Raw genomic sequence first — 14200 nt, forward strand, 5'->3', positions numbered from 1 at the left:
AAAAAAGCAAAAAAGGAGAAATGAATCATGACTAACAATCCAGTTCAAGTCATTGTAGCTGCGTTCAATACACCCGACGGTGCAGGCAAAGTTATGGCTGACCTAAAGCAGGGCAAGAGAGCAGGGTTAATCGGCATCCAAGATGCCGCCGTCGTCGTCAAGGATGCAACGGCAAGCTCAAGATTACCGACGCGAAACATCGCACAGCTAAAGGCTTGATTACCGGTGGCGTACTCGGTGGCTTAGTTGGTTTGCTAGCTGCACCACCAGTTGCGGCGATGGCAGCAGGTGGCGGTGTCATCGGGGCGCTCGTCGGCAAGTTGAAGAACGCTCCGCTAAAGGCTGAAATGAAAGAAATTGGTTCAGCATTACCCTCAGGCACTTCAGCAATTGTGGCAACCATTGAGCACAACCAACAGGCGCAGTTGGAAGCTTTGGAAACTGCACTGGCAGACCAAGCTGCGCAAGTTGTCCGCGATTCGCTCAAGGCTGACATTGCCGAGCAGTTAAATGCAGGTGGCAACGTGCTGTATACCGCCGGTGGCGGCACAATGGCTTCGGGAGTTGGTCGCGTAGCTCAAACACCCTCAGGAACTCAAGTGAGCGGTATCGTTGCCAGTGACGACGGTGTCTTTGTAGAAGACGCGCAAATCACGGACGAGCCGCTGGAGACAGCCAAGTGAAAGCACGCCGCTAGAAGCTGTCAAGAATTAGCTCTAGCAGCTTGATTTCTTCAGATGATTACCGCCAAGGACGCCTAGCTTGTCAAGAAATGATATAGCAATTCGGCATTCCTGGCGGTAAGGCACTTACTTGTCTTGTAATAAAATGCCCGGCCGTCGAAGCTCACCCACAGGGGGAAAGCGCCTAAATCTGACTCCAGACTTTAGGCAGGTTATGCACAGGAGATGTTTTATGAACAGACGGCAACTGATGATGAGTACCTTGGGCGGCTTAAGCGCCGCAATTCCTGCGAAAGTCGCGGACAAGATATTAGAAACTGCAAACCCCGAAGTTGGCGCCAATGTGGATGTCCGACGCAACGACGCACGCAGTTTTCCGAAGGGATTTGTCTGGGGAGTTGCTACATCGGCGTACCAGATTGAAGGCGCTGTTAAGGAAGATGGTCGCGGCGTATCTATTTGGGATCCGTTCGCGCATACACCTGGCAAGATATTCGATGGAACTAACGCGGATGTTGCCGTAGACCACTATCATCGGTACAAAGAAGATGTACAGTTGATGAAAGCGATGGGGACGAAGGCGTACCGCTTTTCCATCGCGTGGCCCCGGATATTTCCGGAAGGCAGGGGCGCGGTGAATCCGAAGGGCCTCGATTTCTACAACCGCCTTGTGGATGAACTACTCACCAATGGTATCGAGCCATTCCCGTCGCTCTATCACTGGGATTTGCCCCAGACTCTGCAAGACCGATATGGTGGATGGGAATCTCGTGAAACGGCTCTGGCGTTCGCCGATTACGCGGGTTACGTCACCGAAAAACTGAGCGATCGCGTCAAACGCTTTTTCACGCTCAACGAAATCCGCACGTTCGTAGATCGGGGACACGAATCCGGCATCCTCGCGCCGGTACTTAAATTGCCACCTGCCCGATTGAATCAGGTCAGGCATCATGCAATTCTCGCGCACGGTCTCGCTGTTCAGGCGATTCGCGCCAAGGCGCGTCGGGGAACCAAAGTAGGCCCGGCGGAAAACATCGTCGTCGCTGTCGTACCTATCATTGAAACACCAGAGCATATCAAGGCAACCGAGATTGCTATGCGCGAGCTGAATGCAGGTTATTTGACTGCGATGCTAGAAGGTCGCTACACCGATGCGTATCTCAAGGCAGCAGGAGCAGACGCGCCCAAATTCACTTCCGACGACTTGAAAGCCATCGCTTCCCCGGTGGATTTCGTCGGCATCAATATCTATACACCGGACTATTACATACACGCTAACGACGCGGCTGTTGGCTATCAATCCGTTCCGTTCAACAAATCCCACCCACGGATGGTATCGTCTTGGCATCGGCTCGGCCCGGAGACGCTATATTGGGGGCCACGTCTGTTGCAGAAACTCTGGAACGTGAAGGATATCTACATCACCGAGAACGGGTGCGCCACCAGTGACGAAGTAGCTAAAGACACCAAGGTATATGATAGCGATCGCAAAACTTTTCAGTCTACTGATTTTCACAAACTATCTAATTGAAAGAATATGCCGCCCTTAAATAATCCTGTATCGCCATCGTAGCTGCTGATTGTTAGCGATCGCAGGTTTTGGAAAAAGGGTTTTGCTAGTATTTCCGCTAGTTTGAGAATTGGTAGTTGATTCTCCAATATTTCTCGACTTGTTGCCCAATCGAGAAAGACGTAGCCTTGGTTGGGTTGGGGAATAGCGGCTATATTGTTTCGGAATTTGCGATCGCTACTTAAAGAATTATCCTTGGCATTGAGGACTTCATTCATTGTCTCTAGATTGGAAGCAAAAATCTCGTAATTTCCTTGAGTAGTATGTACTCCGTACACCTTTGCTTCAATTTTGTATTTTCCTGGCTTTTGAGCATTGGCTACTTTAGCAGCTTTTATTTGTGTCCAAGCTGAGATATTTTGCTTGTCTAGGTCAAAAGTATTTAGTGTCAGTCCCTTTGAGGATGCGATTGCATCTAAACGAGAAATTCCTGCTGGTGTTGCTTCAGTTTTTTCTACAACAAAAATAAAATCAGGATTTGCTTGTTCTGGGCGAGGTAACAATCCGATGGCATATTCTCCTTGCACCCAGCTAAAAATATCTTCTTTTAAATTAATGTCCAAGCCTTGCACAGGTTGCAGCAATTGAGAGACTACATTTTGATTGGAACCGGATAGGGCTGCTGTTACTTGTTGCCAGAACTGAGCTAAATTGCTATTGCCTAAATTACTCAAATTCGTGCCAGCAATTGCCAAACCTGCTGATGCTGGAATATATTGCAATGCGTCAACTGGTTTAGATAGTTGCTCTAATGGCGGTAAAGTCTCTGCTTTTGCTACTAAAGTGGTTTCCGCCAGCAATCCCTTGTTGGCTAGTACTAAGGAAATAATTTCACTGTCATAGGTTGTATCTTCTGGTAGTTTTAAACCTTGCCATTCTGCCACGCGGGGTAGATTCAGAAACGCTGTAGCCAGTGCACCTTTGGGTAGTTGTTTAATGGCTTGCTGATATTTGCTAGAGGCGTTCAAATTTAGATCGGGAGCCTGGACGTTATTAATTGCTTCTCGCAGCACTTTTGGATCGTTGGCAAACAAGACAAACTCATCGCCCACAGCTGCACCAGCAAGCAGCTTCTCTGGCTGAGCATCATCATAAATCAGCTTTACGCCTTTATACTGTTCAGTAGTTAAGTTTGCCCCTGCGATCGCTCGTTTGGAAAACAACAAATCCACAAACTCACGGCTTTTCTCCGGTTTTTTGGTGGCTAATGCGATCAGATACCCCGGTTGGCGTCCGTTTGTAGGATCGCGATCGATGTCCAGGGTTGTCACAGCCAAGGTAATTTCGTTTCCTAGCCAAGGTTGAATATCTTGTTTGTAATCTACATCAGTGCTAGCTAATAAGCTGGTTTTCAGCTTAGACAGTTCTCCATCACGCTCTAAAGCCTGCAACTTATCCGGATTCACCAGCAGTGACGCCATCACAGGTGCTTGTTGAGACACAAAAATTGCCGCACCAGGCTGTCCAGCAGTTGCGCCTAATCCCACGAGACGATTTTGACTAGACAAGCTGTTACAACCAGAAATACCAATCAACAGCAGCATGGCAAAAACCGCTGCTAGGGAACGGAAGAATAAACCTTGCTTCATAATTTTTTTACATAAACAGCTTTGGGTGGTGCTCACACCATCAAATATTAAACCGCCTTCTCAAACATAGAAGGCGGTCTATATGCGAAAACTTTGTTTATTTTGGAAAATTAAGTATATATCTCCATAACAAACTAAGTATTTTTCTCCTTGTGCTGCTCCGATATCATTGTTGAACTTCTGAATCAGGAGTGTATTCAATTAGATCCGCAGGAGTACATTTCAGGCAATTACATAAAGTGTTTAATGTTTCAAACGGCACAGACTTAGCTTTACGCTCCAAGTGTTGAACATTTTGCAAAGTCATGCCCGAAGCTTTCGCTAGCTGGTTTTGAGACATTCCACGCTCTTTTCTGACTTCTGCAAGTCGGAATTTCACGGTCATTAAAAAACTCTGTTCTTGCTCATATTACCAAATGATGTTTGGACAAATAAAATTTGAAGCTACCGAATATCTTTTGGTAGGCTTTAAATATTAAAGCGGCTTAGGTTCCCGCCTGGAAAACGTTGAACCAAAAGCCGCTAGCCCAAAGACCATTTGTCAAAGGACATTTAAATCATGACACAAACAATACTTGACGCCCAAGCGATCGCCCAAGCTGAACTAGAGCAATACATCGACCAACAAGCTGAAGTAATCGCTCCAGAAAGAATTGGAATTGACAGTATCCTCGACATATTCGGCGCACTTTATCGTGTCTAGCGTGGGTGAAGTTACTCGGAACCTTTTACCGCAGCTTTGATGGCTTCTAGGTATCCCAACCTTGTAATAGCGCAGAACGTCTGTCATGGCGATCCTGTAACGAAGCAGTGACGGCCATCCATGACAGTCGCCATCAGTGCGGCTGGCTTTCTTGTTGTCGAGGTCGTAGTCATGTCACAATCTATTCTTTGCCAAACACCCACAAGAGGCTGGGTGAATTTGGCTTACGCTCGTCAAATTCAGTTTCGCAAGATTCATATTCATATGTCTTGGCAGTTCGCCTGTCGTATCACTTGGAGCAACGGTGACAGGGAAACTTTTTTTGGGAAAGATGCTCAAGCCATCGCCCAAACTTGGAAACATTACACAAAAAGTTGAGCCAGCGTTTTGGGAGGAGGAGTTTACGGAAAAATTCTGCGAACTAAATGGCACTGATGTATATGCTCAGGTCAACGTGAAGATTTTCTGTCAAGATAGATATTATCCAGGATTGTTTGCAGAAACCTCATGACAGGTCAATCTTTTGGTCAACCCCTTGCTCAGATTAGTGTAGAAGAACTAGCCCAGCGTTTGTCAAAAGCCGAGCCTGATCTTCAACTGTTGGACGTGCGCGAACCACAAGAAGTGGCGATCGCTAACATTGAGGGCTTTGTCAACTTTCCTCTGAGTGAATTTGCTGGCTGGGCAAATGAAATCCACACCTGCTTAAACCCCCACGCTGAAACCCTTGTAATCTGTCATCATGGCATTCGTTCTGCCCAAATGTGCCAGTGGCTTATGGCTCAAGGATTCACCAATGTTAAAAATATTGCTGGTGGTATTGATGCCTACTCAACCTTAGTTGACCCTTCAATTCCTGTGTATTAGCTCGGACTGACGAATCAAATTGCTTTTGCTACTCTAAACTCAAGACTAAATAAATTCAGGGCTTTAGACAGAAAAGCTAAACTATTTCTGTCTGGTGCGAACGTTTTGTCTATCTTGTTTACCTCGTGATTTCCGCAACCCAGCAAATTAGTATTTATCAGTACAGCTTCATCACGATCTTTATGAAAATATACACAAGTAAGACTGTGAAGGGTTTCATTGATTATCCGCTTTGCTTGAAATTGTAAAGCTATATTAAATATACTTTGGCTAGAAGTAAAACAGTCAATATTGTTGTTACGTATTTCTGGATACGTCAAGAATTTGCTATTTTGCTTAACTATTATTAACGCTTTTTGTTTTTATCTCAATAAAAATTTTCTTTTTTCAAAAATTGATTAAAATTTCGCTTCGGTAAATATTAGCTATGCAAGTTCAGCTAACAAATCGACAACAACATATACTTTGGGCAACAGTACGTCATTACATTGCCACAGCAGAGCCTGTTGGTTCTAAAGCCCTAGTTGAAGAATTCAATTTGGGTGTTAGCTCAGCAACGATTCGCAACGTGATGGGAATGTTAGAAAAAGCTGGGCTACTTTACCAACCGCATACTTCTGCTGGACGAGTACCTTCAGATTCTGGCTATCGCATTTATGTCGATCAGTTGATTACGCCCTCTGAGAGTTTGGCGCGACAAGTAGAAGAAGCACTGCAACACCGCCTGAACTGGGAAGATAGAAGCTTAGAAGCCTTACTGCAAGGAGCAGCGCAAATTTTGGCAACCTTGAGTGGCTGCATCAGCTTAATAACCATGCCACAAAATGTTAGTGCGCTGTTACGACATCTGCAATTAGTGCAAATAGACTCGGGAAAAGTAATGCTGATTGTGGTGACAGATAGCTATGAAACACATTCAGCGTTAATGGATTTGCCACCAACACGCAAAGAAACACAACTAGATCCAGAAGTAATAGATCGCGAGTTGCAGATTGTTTCTAACTTTTTAAATAGTCACTTGCGGGGGCGCAGTCTGTTAGAGTTAGCTAGCCTTGACTGGAGCGATCTGGATCGAGAGTTTCAGCACTATGGTGAATATTTGAAAAATTCCCTCACCGAATTCAGCCGCCGTAGTTTCACACCAGGCGCTACTCAAATCATGATTCGCGGTATGGCAGAAGTTTTGCGTCAGCCGGAATTTTCGCAACTACAACAAGTGCAAACAATCATCCAGCTGTTGGAGGAAGAACAAGAACAATTGTGGCGATTAATATTTGAGGAGCCAGAGGCAGAAGAAGTGGGTAAACCACGGGTAACAGTAAGGATTGGTTCCGAAAATCCTCTCGAACCAATACGTAACTGTAGCTTAATTTCTTCTACCTATCGTCGTGGTTCAGTACAAGTAGGGAGTGTAGGGGTTTTGGGCCCAACACGCCTCGATTATGAAGGAGCGATCGCAGTTGTTGCGGCTGCTGCTGATTATTTATCGGAAGCTTTGAGCTATTTAAATCCCTCATGATAAAAATTGGCTTTGGGTTGCTATGGCTGGGAATTATTGCCTATGCCTTTTTGTTTGCGCCTCCCAATCAACCTGATACATTCGAGTTGATTAAAAATCTTTCTACTGGTCAATGGCAAGGTATAAATCCCCTAGTCATTGCATTGTTCAATATCATGGGCATCTGGCCTGTAATTTACAGTGCAGTTATGCTTATTGATGGTAGAGGACAAAAAATTCCGGCTTGGTTGTTTGCGGCTGTGTCTTTTGCAGTAGGGGCGTTTGCCGTTTTGCCCTACTTAGCCTTACGCGAACCAAATACACAATTTTCTGGCGAAAAGAATACTCTTATCAAGCTACTTGATTCTCGCTGGACTGGTATTGTTTTAACCATAGGTACGACTATTTTAGTTGGCTATGGTTTAGGGCAAGGAGATTGGGGTGATTTTGTGCAACAGTGGCAAACTAGCCGCTTTATCCATGTGATGAGCTGGGATTTCATCTTACTTTGCCTATTATTTCCTGCCCTGGTTGGAGATGATATGGCGCGTCGCGATTTGAATAATCCTTGGTTGTGGTTGATAACATTTATTCCGCTGTTCGGCCCCTTAATTTATTTGTGCATACGTCCGCCTTTACCAGAAGCGAAATCGGAGCTAATACCCAGTTAGAATTAGCTACAAACTCTGATTATGACTAGAAAAATAGCACTTTGGTCATTGTGGGCTGGATTTATAGCTTATATCTTGTGGTTGGCTCCACCGCTACATTTAGAAGACACAATAATACTGCTGAAAAACATCTTTACTCTCAATTGGGCAGAGGTAAATCCTGTTGTTTTATCCTTATTTTCCCTAATTGGCAGTTGCCTATTTATTTACAGCGCTGTTCTCTTCATTGATGGCAGGATGCAATGGATTCCTTTCTGGCCTTTTGCGTTAGCGGCGGTGACTTCGGGTGTGTTGGGTTTATTGCCATATTTGGCGTTTCGGGAACCGAATCAAGAATTTTCTGGGCAAAAAGATGCTTTTTTGCAATTTGTAGATTCTCGGTTTTTCGGTGTAGCCGTGAGTTTAATGACTATTGGTTTGTTCGCCTATGCTTTGATTTGGGGCGATTGGCCAAATTATTGGCAGTATTTTTGGGGCGATCGCTTTCTTAATGGCATGAGTTTGGCATTTTGCCTGTTTTGTCTGTTATTTCCAACGGTCTTAGGTGATGATATGGCGCGGCGAGGATTCAATAATCCCCTCATATTTTGGGCTGTAGCACTTGTGCCATTATTTGGCCCACTTGCTTATCTCTGCTTGCGTCCCTCGCTACCGGAAAACACCAGGGTAGTTAACAATCGGGAGTCAACAGTCCGCAGTATTTATTAATAATGACCGCCTGAGTTTGTAAATTTCTGGTAGCTGCCACCAAGCCAGATGAGGGTATTCGTGGTGTTCTTTATGGTAGCCAAAATGATAGCAAGTGATAAATGATAGCCAAATTGGCAGTGAGGTAGTTTCAGCATAGTGAGGTTGAACATAACCTCTTGGAGGTTCTCTATGGGTCAGAAATGTACCAAAATAAAATAGTTGTAATGAACTTAATATTGAAGGTAAAGCCCAAAAAAAAGTGAGATTAGATATGGGTATATGGAATATGTAATGGACACCGTTATAAGCAATTATCCAAGTTATGATTTGTCCCCAACTCCAGTAATTTTTCATGAAATGAAAATACCAGGCAAATAAATTTTTATGTTTACCATCGTGGAAATCGGGGTCTAGTTCACTAGCAGGATGATGATGATGCATCCAATGTTTTTTTAATAATGTTTTATAAGATAAAAAACCATAAAAAAATAGGCAAATTGCTCCTATACAGTGATTAAATTTAATATTTTTAGGAAATACTACTCCATGCATAGCATCATGAGCAGTAATGAATAATCCTGTACATAGAAATGTTTGTGAAAAAATTGTCAATAATAATCCTGAAAAACTCAGTTTTGAGAAATCAATAGAAAGTAATACAAGCAAGTTAATTGTCCATAGCAATAGAATAACAATAGCTATTAAAATTCCTGCGGTACCAATAGGAAATTCACTAGTAATTTTTATTTGCTGACTAGGCCAGTTTTCTGATTGCATCATTTTTCTAAGTAGTAATTGGTATGGGGTTATTTTGACAAGAATTGTCCGAGTTGACAGTAAAAGCCGTCTTGGCTGGATGCAAACAAATTGATAGCCAAGACAGCGAATAATTAACAATAAGTTTAGGGAATAAGTTGAAGTACGTCGCGCAGTACGCTGTAGCCTTTTAGATCCCAAAGTAGGTATGCGAGAAAACCTATCATCGCAAAGCGCCCATTCCACAGTTCAGACTGGGGAGTAAATCCAAACTTAAACGCATTGCGATCGCTGTTATTGTATGCTTTTTCAGTTGCATCAGTAGGATAAGGTTCCATTGTTAAGTTTCCTTAAAAATTAACTTCTTTTTCATAGTAATTACCTAGTCAGCTAGCACTATCTATCTGTAGTCTCAAAATACAAACAAGTCTAAAGAATGAAATTTTCTGGGCTTTTAGAAAATAGATTTATACAAATTATTGTCTTTATTAAGTAATTGAGTAGAGGAATTTTATCGACAGTTAGATACTGAGGTATACCGAAAAACTCTACTCTATAGTAAGCAAAAATGTCAGCATATACAAATAGTTCCAATTTCGCAAAAAAATCTTACGCAAGTCAGAAGGTTTCCTAAAAATTGTTGACCAAACTAAAAAATAGTGAATAGCTTTTCAACTAAAAATATGGCTCCTACAGTACTGATTACAGGTGGATCTGAAGGTATTGGCAAAGCAACAGCTGTTTTATTCGCCCGTAAAGGATATGACCTTGTACTTGCAGCGCGTCATAGCGATCGCTTGCAAGCTGCGGCGCAGGAATTGCAAAACCTTGGTGGGAAAGCACCACTGACATTTGCTTGTGATGTTACAGATCCTGCACAGGTGAATGCACTAATCGAAAAAGCGTTAGACCATTATGGTTATATCGATGTGCTAGTGAATAATGCAGGTATTTATGCATCAGCACCAGTAGAAGAGTTTTCGCTGGAAGATTGGCATAAAGTTATAGATACTAATCTCTGGGGATATATCCACACAATTAATGCCCTTCTGCCTCATTTTCTCCAAAGAGGAAAAGGAACAATCGTCAATGTAAGTTCCATTGGTGGTAAAGTGCCTACTGCTTACTTAGTTCCTTACTGTACAAGTAAGTTTGCTGTTACAGGTTTAACAGAAGCGTTGCACGCAGAATTAAAACCGAAAAGAATTCACGTTTGTGGGATTTATCCAAATTTGATTAAAAGTCATTTCATGGAACGGGCAATTATTCGAGGTAAGGATGAGCAAGATACCCAAAGCCGTTGCCAACAAATAGAAGACATTCTGAAAAATCCTGTGGTGGAGAAACCAACAGATGTGGCAAATGCCATCTGGGATGCAGTCAAGGATCAGAAATCTGAAGTATTCGTTGGTTCCGCCAACTTTTCACAAGCGGTTAATCGGTTATTTCCTGGTTTATTCCAGTGGGCTTCTCGACAAATCTTCAAAAATCAGGATAAATAAAACCTGATTGGGATTGCTAAGTACAACATTGCACAAATTTGTAACTAATTAGACTCTGCGAGCCTCTGCGGTTACTCTGCTACCTGGTGCGTTTAAAAAAGCCACGATTTTACGCAAAGCTGCACTAGCTTACTCTGCTTACTCTACTCCTTAGACTGTGGAATCAACAACTTCGGACGCTGTAGCGAAGCTACTAACTCATACCACAACTGCTCATAACCCATAACCATTACATTAAAATGTTAATTCCAATGCAAAACTTTTTCTTTGACTATATTTCGACCATCACGAGAAACTTTTAATAATTTGCGGGTGAGAAGGTAACGGATATCACCATTCACAGCAACATACTGACTATCTTCCATATTCCCACTGGAATTATATTTTTGCAGTGGGAGAGCAATTCTGTTATTCCCATTTCTAGCAACAGCTACATAACTATCAGGTACTTCTCTACCGCAAATATACACAATAAAGTTTTTGGTTTCTGCTTCCACAAAGGTAGTATTACCATCAGGACAAGCCCTCGCTAAGGGTTGACCATCAGCCGCGATCACATTATTCACTTTTTCTCTAAAAACAACGCGATCGCGCCTATTTACTTTGGTTACTACTAATTCGTAAGGTGTCATCACGTATGTAGCTTCACCTTTTGTAGCAAGGTAAGTTTCACCAATTTTGCTACTTACAGGAATTGTAATTTTAGTACCTCCATTTTTAGTAAAACGTACGTAATATCCAAGAGGGCTTTTTTGATTTCCCCTACAAATAAACACATAATATTTATCTGTCTCAAAACTACGTGTTGGTAGCAGTTCGGTAGAAGGGCAAACTTTTTGTTGAGAGAGTTGCACTAGGTTATTACTTAATTTGTTTATTGATGCAGTTTCCTCTTTTGCCGATTCTTCAGCCTTTACCAAAGGTATGAAAAACAATAGGCAAACCATACCCACGAAGGCTAACTTGAAAGTTCCTTTGTGAGGGAATATAGATTGTAAAAAATTCATGTTTTTAAAGTTTTAAACAGTAAAATCACCGCCGCGGACTATTAGTCTGTGGCGTTAAATTATCAGTGTTTTAACGGAGGAAAAACTAAAATTATTATCCTATGATAAAAATGTCCAGTACAACTAAAAGTCCTGGACTTTGATATTTTTTTAAAAAAGTAATTGTTAAATAAAATTATTGTTATGACTGTTAGTAGTTAGTGGTTAGTGGTTGGTTGTTGGTGGTTGGTTGTTGGTGGGAACTATTAATCATTGACTCTTGACTTATTAAGACTCGCATTCCCGTCTAGTTATATGGTGGCGATAGCGAAACATTGCTTCTAGTTGCACCTGTACTAACCAACCACCCAGAAATTCAATTGGTTGTCCACCAGGCAAAGAAAAGGAAATCTCATCAGTCAACCTAGTTTTGCCATTTTCAGGTTCAAAATGATGTCGATGTACCCAATGATCAAAAGGCCCGGATATCTGTTCGTCAGTAAACAGGTGATATTCTTCGTATTCGGTATGACGCGCTAACCAACGTAAAGGCAATGGCCCAAGAAAAAGGCGAAACTCGGTGATAGCACCAACACCCAATCCTCCCTCCCGACGGACTACTTGTACTGGTTGCCAAGGGGGGTTAAGCAGTTGCAAAACATCCGGTCTTTCGTGAAATCGCCAAACTACTTCTACTGGTGCATTAATCACTGAGGAGTATTTAAAGTCCAGCATTGAGAAAAACCTCAAATTCAGCCTTCGTATTCAGTATCAATCTCGATATCAAGAGTGTCTTCATCGACACGGATATACAAAATATTGGGACGACAGCAAACTTGACAATCTTCTACGTAAGATTGCTGTCCTCCCCCACTCAAATCAACAAAAGTTAAATTTTGTTCCCCACAATAGGCGCAGTAATACTCTGCTGTATTTTGCATCGAAACTAATTCTCTATTTCAGTTCTAAGAATCTACTATTTTAGCGGCTGTAGTTCCTTTATGGATGATTTGAATTGACTTGTTGCATCTGCCAAATGTTTTACAAGTGTAGACTGTGGCAGGGGGCCGTGCAAGTGACTCCAAGGCAAGACTTGCTCTGTTGACCAGTTAGCATAAACGTAGAAATCTAAATCGGGGAGTGTTCCCTTAAGTTCTTTAAAAGCACGCTTGTAGCTACCCAAAGAATCACCAAAGTTGCGAGTAAGTTCTAAAAGTTTTGACAATCGGCGATCGCCCCTCGATAATAGAGCCTGAATTATAGACCAATTGTAACTTTCTGGGCGAAAGTCTATCCCCTGAGGCTTTAGCTGTTTTTGTAATAATTGCAACCGCTTTTCCGCTTGCCGATTCACTCCCAACCATTGAAACGGTGTATGTGACTTGGGTACAAAAGTACTGCATCCCAGTGTTAACCGCAAACCAGGAGCAGCTTTTTTTATATCGCGCATCATTGTCACGGTAGCATCTAAATCCTCTGGTTCTTCACCGGGAATTCCCACCATCCCATAGAGTTTTAAACCCGTTAACCCTCCAGCCTTAGCATTTACCGCAGCTTGGATAATTTCATCGTTGTGCAGCTTTTTGTTAATAATTTGCCGTAATCTCTCCGAACCACTTTCTACAGCAATGGTGAGGGATTTAGTATCTCGTTTCGCCAAAGTTTGTGCTAACTGCACCGTTACAGTATTGGTTCGCACTGAAGCAATGCTAAGACGAACATCATCGTATTTTGGCTGACTAATATAATCTAATAAACTCTCGAACTCTGGATGCTGAGTAACTGAAGCGCCTAGTAATCCTAGCCGATTTGTGACTTCTAAACCTCTTTCAATTGCCGGAATTAACGAACCTTCCAAACTCGCACTTCTAAAAGGCAAAGTGAGATAACTTGCCAAACAGAAACGACACATTTCTGGGCAACTTCTCACCACTTCCACCATGTAAATATTTTCCCAAGCTGCTTTTTCAGTCACCACCGTTGATGCTGATAAAGTATTGCCTCGATAAGTTTGCTTTTGTACTACAGCAGGAATTTCTGGTGAAATAGGATTGATTGACTTAATCGCACCATCGACATCGTGGTATTCCACCTCATACAAACAAGGAACATAAATTCCTGGTACTTGTGCGAGTGCTTTTAGTTGAGTTTGCCTATCAGCATTTCTCACTGCTTTATAAGCATTGATGAAATTATCCAGCAGGTTTTCGCCATCCCCCAACAAAATGACATCAAAAAAATCTGCAAAGGGTTCGGGGTTAGCAGTCAAAACAGGCCCACCACCAAAAACTATGGGATGATGATCTTTACGAGCAATTGCCCGGATAGGAATTTCCAGAGATTCCAACAAATTCAAAATATTCACATAATCCAATTCCCACGACATCGAAAAACCAAGTAATTCTGGCTGTCTTGGCAGTTGTTCGTGAATATCGGTGAATAAGCGACTCACCTGCACATCCGCACGCATAGCCAAAGTCGCCCACACCACCTGATAGCCAAGACTAGTTATACCCACACTATACTCATTGGGAAAGGCGAAGATAGTGGAAATAGCGTTGGTATCAGGAGTAGCGGGAGTAAATAGAAGGCGTTCAGCAGCGAATACAGATGATGTCACAGATGTTTTTTAGGGAATAGAGAATCGGGTTTGGGGGATAGAAAATCACTGAGTCCCCTGTGTTG

18 protein-coding genes are annotated in these 14200 nt (G+C 42.6%); 10 read left to right on the forward strand and 8 right to left on the reverse strand.

Annotation, left to right across the window (positions count from 1 at the left end):
• Window positions 1-27: 27 nt before the first annotated feature.
• From FIS9605_RS45530 to FIS9605_RS38390, 3 genes are all read left to right on the forward strand, one after another.
• Window positions 28-219: a hypothetical protein gene (locus FIS9605_RS45530; protein ID WP_231510484.1), complete on the forward strand. Its 192-nt coding sequence runs from the start codon at window positions 28-30 to the stop codon at window positions 217-219.
• On the forward strand, window positions 216-683 hold the full coding sequence (locus FIS9605_RS38385; RefSeq protein ID WP_231510485.1) for a DUF1269 domain-containing protein: 468 nt from the start codon (window positions 216-218) through the stop codon (window positions 681-683). The genes FIS9605_RS45530 and FIS9605_RS38385 overlap by 4 nt, the downstream gene beginning before the upstream one ends.
• 232 nt (window positions 684-915) lie before the next feature.
• Window positions 916-2214, forward strand: a complete 1299-nt coding sequence (locus FIS9605_RS38390; RefSeq protein ID WP_231510486.1) for a family 1 glycosylhydrolase — start codon at window positions 916-918, stop codon at window positions 2212-2214.
• Here the strand turns inward: FIS9605_RS38390 and FIS9605_RS0127405 are convergent.
• Window positions 2196-3842 (reverse strand): DUF3352 domain-containing protein, encoded by a 1647-nt coding sequence (locus FIS9605_RS0127405; RefSeq protein ID WP_026735433.1) that lies wholly within the window; start codon window positions 3840-3842, stop codon window positions 2196-2198. The genes FIS9605_RS38390 and FIS9605_RS0127405 overlap by 19 nt on opposite strands.
• 166 nt (window positions 3843-4008) lie before the next feature.
• Window positions 4009-4227: a helix-turn-helix domain-containing protein gene (locus FIS9605_RS0127410; protein WP_026735434.1), complete on the reverse strand. Its 219-nt coding sequence runs from the start codon at window positions 4225-4227 to the stop codon at window positions 4009-4011.
• A gap of 174 nt (window positions 4228-4401) precedes the next feature.
• Between FIS9605_RS0127410 and FIS9605_RS43150 the strand changes: the two genes are divergently transcribed.
• From FIS9605_RS43150 to FIS9605_RS0127445, 6 genes are all read left to right on the forward strand, one after another.
• Window positions 4402-4545, forward strand: coding sequence for a hypothetical protein (locus tag FIS9605_RS43150; protein ID WP_155960548.1), 144 nt, complete (start codon window positions 4402-4404; stop codon window positions 4543-4545).
• A 171-nt stretch (window positions 4546-4716) separates the two neighbouring features.
• On the forward strand, window positions 4717-4923 hold the full coding sequence (locus tag FIS9605_RS0127420; RefSeq protein WP_026735435.1) for a hypothetical protein: 207 nt from the start codon (window positions 4717-4719) through the stop codon (window positions 4921-4923).
• 129 nt (window positions 4924-5052) lie between these two features.
• Complete coding sequence (locus tag FIS9605_RS0127425) at window positions 5053-5412, forward strand: rhodanese-like domain-containing protein (RefSeq protein ID WP_026735436.1); 360 nt, start codon at window positions 5053-5055, stop codon at window positions 5410-5412.
• Between the two features lie 427 nt (window positions 5413-5839).
• Window positions 5840-6931 (forward strand): heat-inducible transcriptional repressor HrcA, encoded by a 1092-nt coding sequence (hrcA, locus tag FIS9605_RS0127435; RefSeq protein ID WP_026735438.1) that lies wholly within the window; start codon window positions 5840-5842, stop codon window positions 6929-6931.
• The gene (locus FIS9605_RS0127440) at window positions 6928-7581 is read left to right on the forward strand and encodes a hypothetical protein (RefSeq protein ID WP_026735439.1); all 654 of its coding nucleotides are present in this window, start codon (window positions 6928-6930) and stop codon (window positions 7579-7581) included. Before hrcA ends, FIS9605_RS0127440 begins: the two co-directional genes overlap by 4 nt.
• A gap of 21 nt (window positions 7582-7602) precedes the next feature.
• On the forward strand, window positions 7603-8289 hold the full coding sequence (locus FIS9605_RS0127445; RefSeq protein ID WP_026735440.1) for a hypothetical protein: 687 nt from the start codon (window positions 7603-7605) through the stop codon (window positions 8287-8289).
• Here the strand turns inward: FIS9605_RS0127445 and crtW are convergent.
• Complete coding sequence (gene crtW, locus FIS9605_RS0127450; protein WP_026735441.1) at window positions 8266-9051, reverse strand: beta-carotene ketolase CrtW; 786 nt, start codon at window positions 9049-9051, stop codon at window positions 8266-8268. The genes FIS9605_RS0127445 and crtW overlap by 24 nt on opposite strands.
• A 122-nt stretch (window positions 9052-9173) precedes the next feature.
• Window positions 9174-9365, reverse strand: coding sequence for a chlorophyll a/b-binding protein (locus tag FIS9605_RS0127455; RefSeq protein WP_026735442.1), 192 nt, complete (start codon window positions 9363-9365; stop codon window positions 9174-9176).
• 345 nt (window positions 9366-9710) lie between these two features.
• Here FIS9605_RS0127455 and FIS9605_RS0127460 point away from each other — a divergent pair, with 345 nt between their 5' ends.
• Window positions 9711-10529 carry an SDR family NAD(P)-dependent oxidoreductase gene (locus FIS9605_RS0127460; protein ID WP_026735443.1) on the forward strand — a complete coding sequence of 273 codons (819 nt, stop codon included), beginning with the start codon at window positions 9711-9713 and terminating at the stop codon, window positions 10527-10529.
• Between the two features lie 242 nt (window positions 10530-10771).
• On the opposite strand, the gene FIS9605_RS0127465 is transcribed toward FIS9605_RS0127460, so the two are convergent.
• The 4 genes from FIS9605_RS0127465 to FIS9605_RS0127480 form a co-directional block, all read right to left on the reverse strand.
• Window positions 10772-11536 (reverse strand): hypothetical protein, encoded by a 765-nt coding sequence (locus FIS9605_RS0127465; RefSeq protein ID WP_026735444.1) that lies wholly within the window; start codon window positions 11534-11536, stop codon window positions 10772-10774.
• A gap of 267 nt (window positions 11537-11803) precedes the next feature.
• The gene (locus tag FIS9605_RS0127470) at window positions 11804-12250 is read right to left on the reverse strand and encodes an SRPBCC family protein (protein ID WP_026735445.1); all 447 of its coding nucleotides are present in this window, start codon (window positions 12248-12250) and stop codon (window positions 11804-11806) included.
• A gap of 17 nt (window positions 12251-12267) precedes the next feature.
• Window positions 12268-12456 (reverse strand): CPXCG motif-containing cysteine-rich protein, encoded by a 189-nt coding sequence (locus FIS9605_RS0127475; RefSeq protein WP_026735446.1) that lies wholly within the window; start codon window positions 12454-12456, stop codon window positions 12268-12270.
• Between the two features lie 35 nt (window positions 12457-12491).
• Window positions 12492-14135, reverse strand: a complete 1644-nt coding sequence (locus tag FIS9605_RS0127480; protein WP_026735447.1) for a B12-binding domain-containing radical SAM protein — start codon at window positions 14133-14135, stop codon at window positions 12492-12494.
• Window positions 14136-14200: the final 65 nt, after the last annotated feature.

It is taken from the genome of Fischerella sp. PCC 9605 (assembly GCF_000517105.1).
Lineage (GTDB): Bacteria > Cyanobacteriota > Cyanobacteriia > Cyanobacteriales > Nostocaceae > PCC9605.

Coding starts and splice junctions, on each gene's coding strand:
- FIS9605_RS45530 (WP_231510484.1), top strand. CDS start 28: ATGACTAACAATCCAGTTCAAGTCATTGTAGCTGCGTTCAATACACCC.
- FIS9605_RS38390 (WP_231510486.1), top strand. CDS start 916: ATGAACAGACGGCAACTGATGATGAGTACCTTGGGCGGCTTAAGCGCC.
- FIS9605_RS0127405 (WP_026735433.1), bottom strand. CDS start 3,842: ATGAAGCAAGGTTTATTCTTCCGTTCCCTAGCAGCGGTTTTTGCCATG.
- FIS9605_RS0127410 (WP_026735434.1), bottom strand. CDS start 4,227: ATGACCGTGAAATTCCGACTTGCAGAAGTCAGAAAAGAGCGTGGAATG.
- FIS9605_RS43150 (WP_155960548.1), top strand. CDS start 4,402: ATGACACAAACAATACTTGACGCCCAAGCGATCGCCCAAGCTGAACTA.
- FIS9605_RS0127420 (WP_026735435.1), top strand. CDS start 4,717: ATGTCACAATCTATTCTTTGCCAAACACCCACAAGAGGCTGGGTGAAT.
- FIS9605_RS0127425 (WP_026735436.1), top strand. CDS start 5,053: ATGACAGGTCAATCTTTTGGTCAACCCCTTGCTCAGATTAGTGTAGAA.
- hrcA (WP_026735438.1), top strand. CDS start 5,840: ATGCAAGTTCAGCTAACAAATCGACAACAACATATACTTTGGGCAACA.
- FIS9605_RS0127440 (WP_026735439.1), top strand. CDS start 6,928: ATGATAAAAATTGGCTTTGGGTTGCTATGGCTGGGAATTATTGCCTAT.
- FIS9605_RS0127445 (WP_026735440.1), top strand. CDS start 7,603: ATGACTAGAAAAATAGCACTTTGGTCATTGTGGGCTGGATTTATAGCT.
- crtW (WP_026735441.1), bottom strand. CDS start 9,051: ATGATGCAATCAGAAAACTGGCCTAGTCAGCAAATAAAAATTACTAGT.
- FIS9605_RS0127455 (WP_026735442.1), bottom strand. CDS start 9,365: ATGGAACCTTATCCTACTGATGCAACTGAAAAAGCATACAATAACAGC.
- FIS9605_RS0127460 (WP_026735443.1), top strand. CDS start 9,711: ATGGCTCCTACAGTACTGATTACAGGTGGATCTGAAGGTATTGGCAAA.
- FIS9605_RS0127465 (WP_026735444.1), bottom strand. CDS start 11,536: ATGAATTTTTTACAATCTATATTCCCTCACAAAGGAACTTTCAAGTTA.
- FIS9605_RS0127470 (WP_026735445.1), bottom strand. CDS start 12,250: ATGCTGGACTTTAAATACTCCTCAGTGATTAATGCACCAGTAGAAGTA.
- FIS9605_RS0127475 (WP_026735446.1), bottom strand. CDS start 12,456: ATGCAAAATACAGCAGAGTATTACTGCGCCTATTGTGGGGAACAAAAT.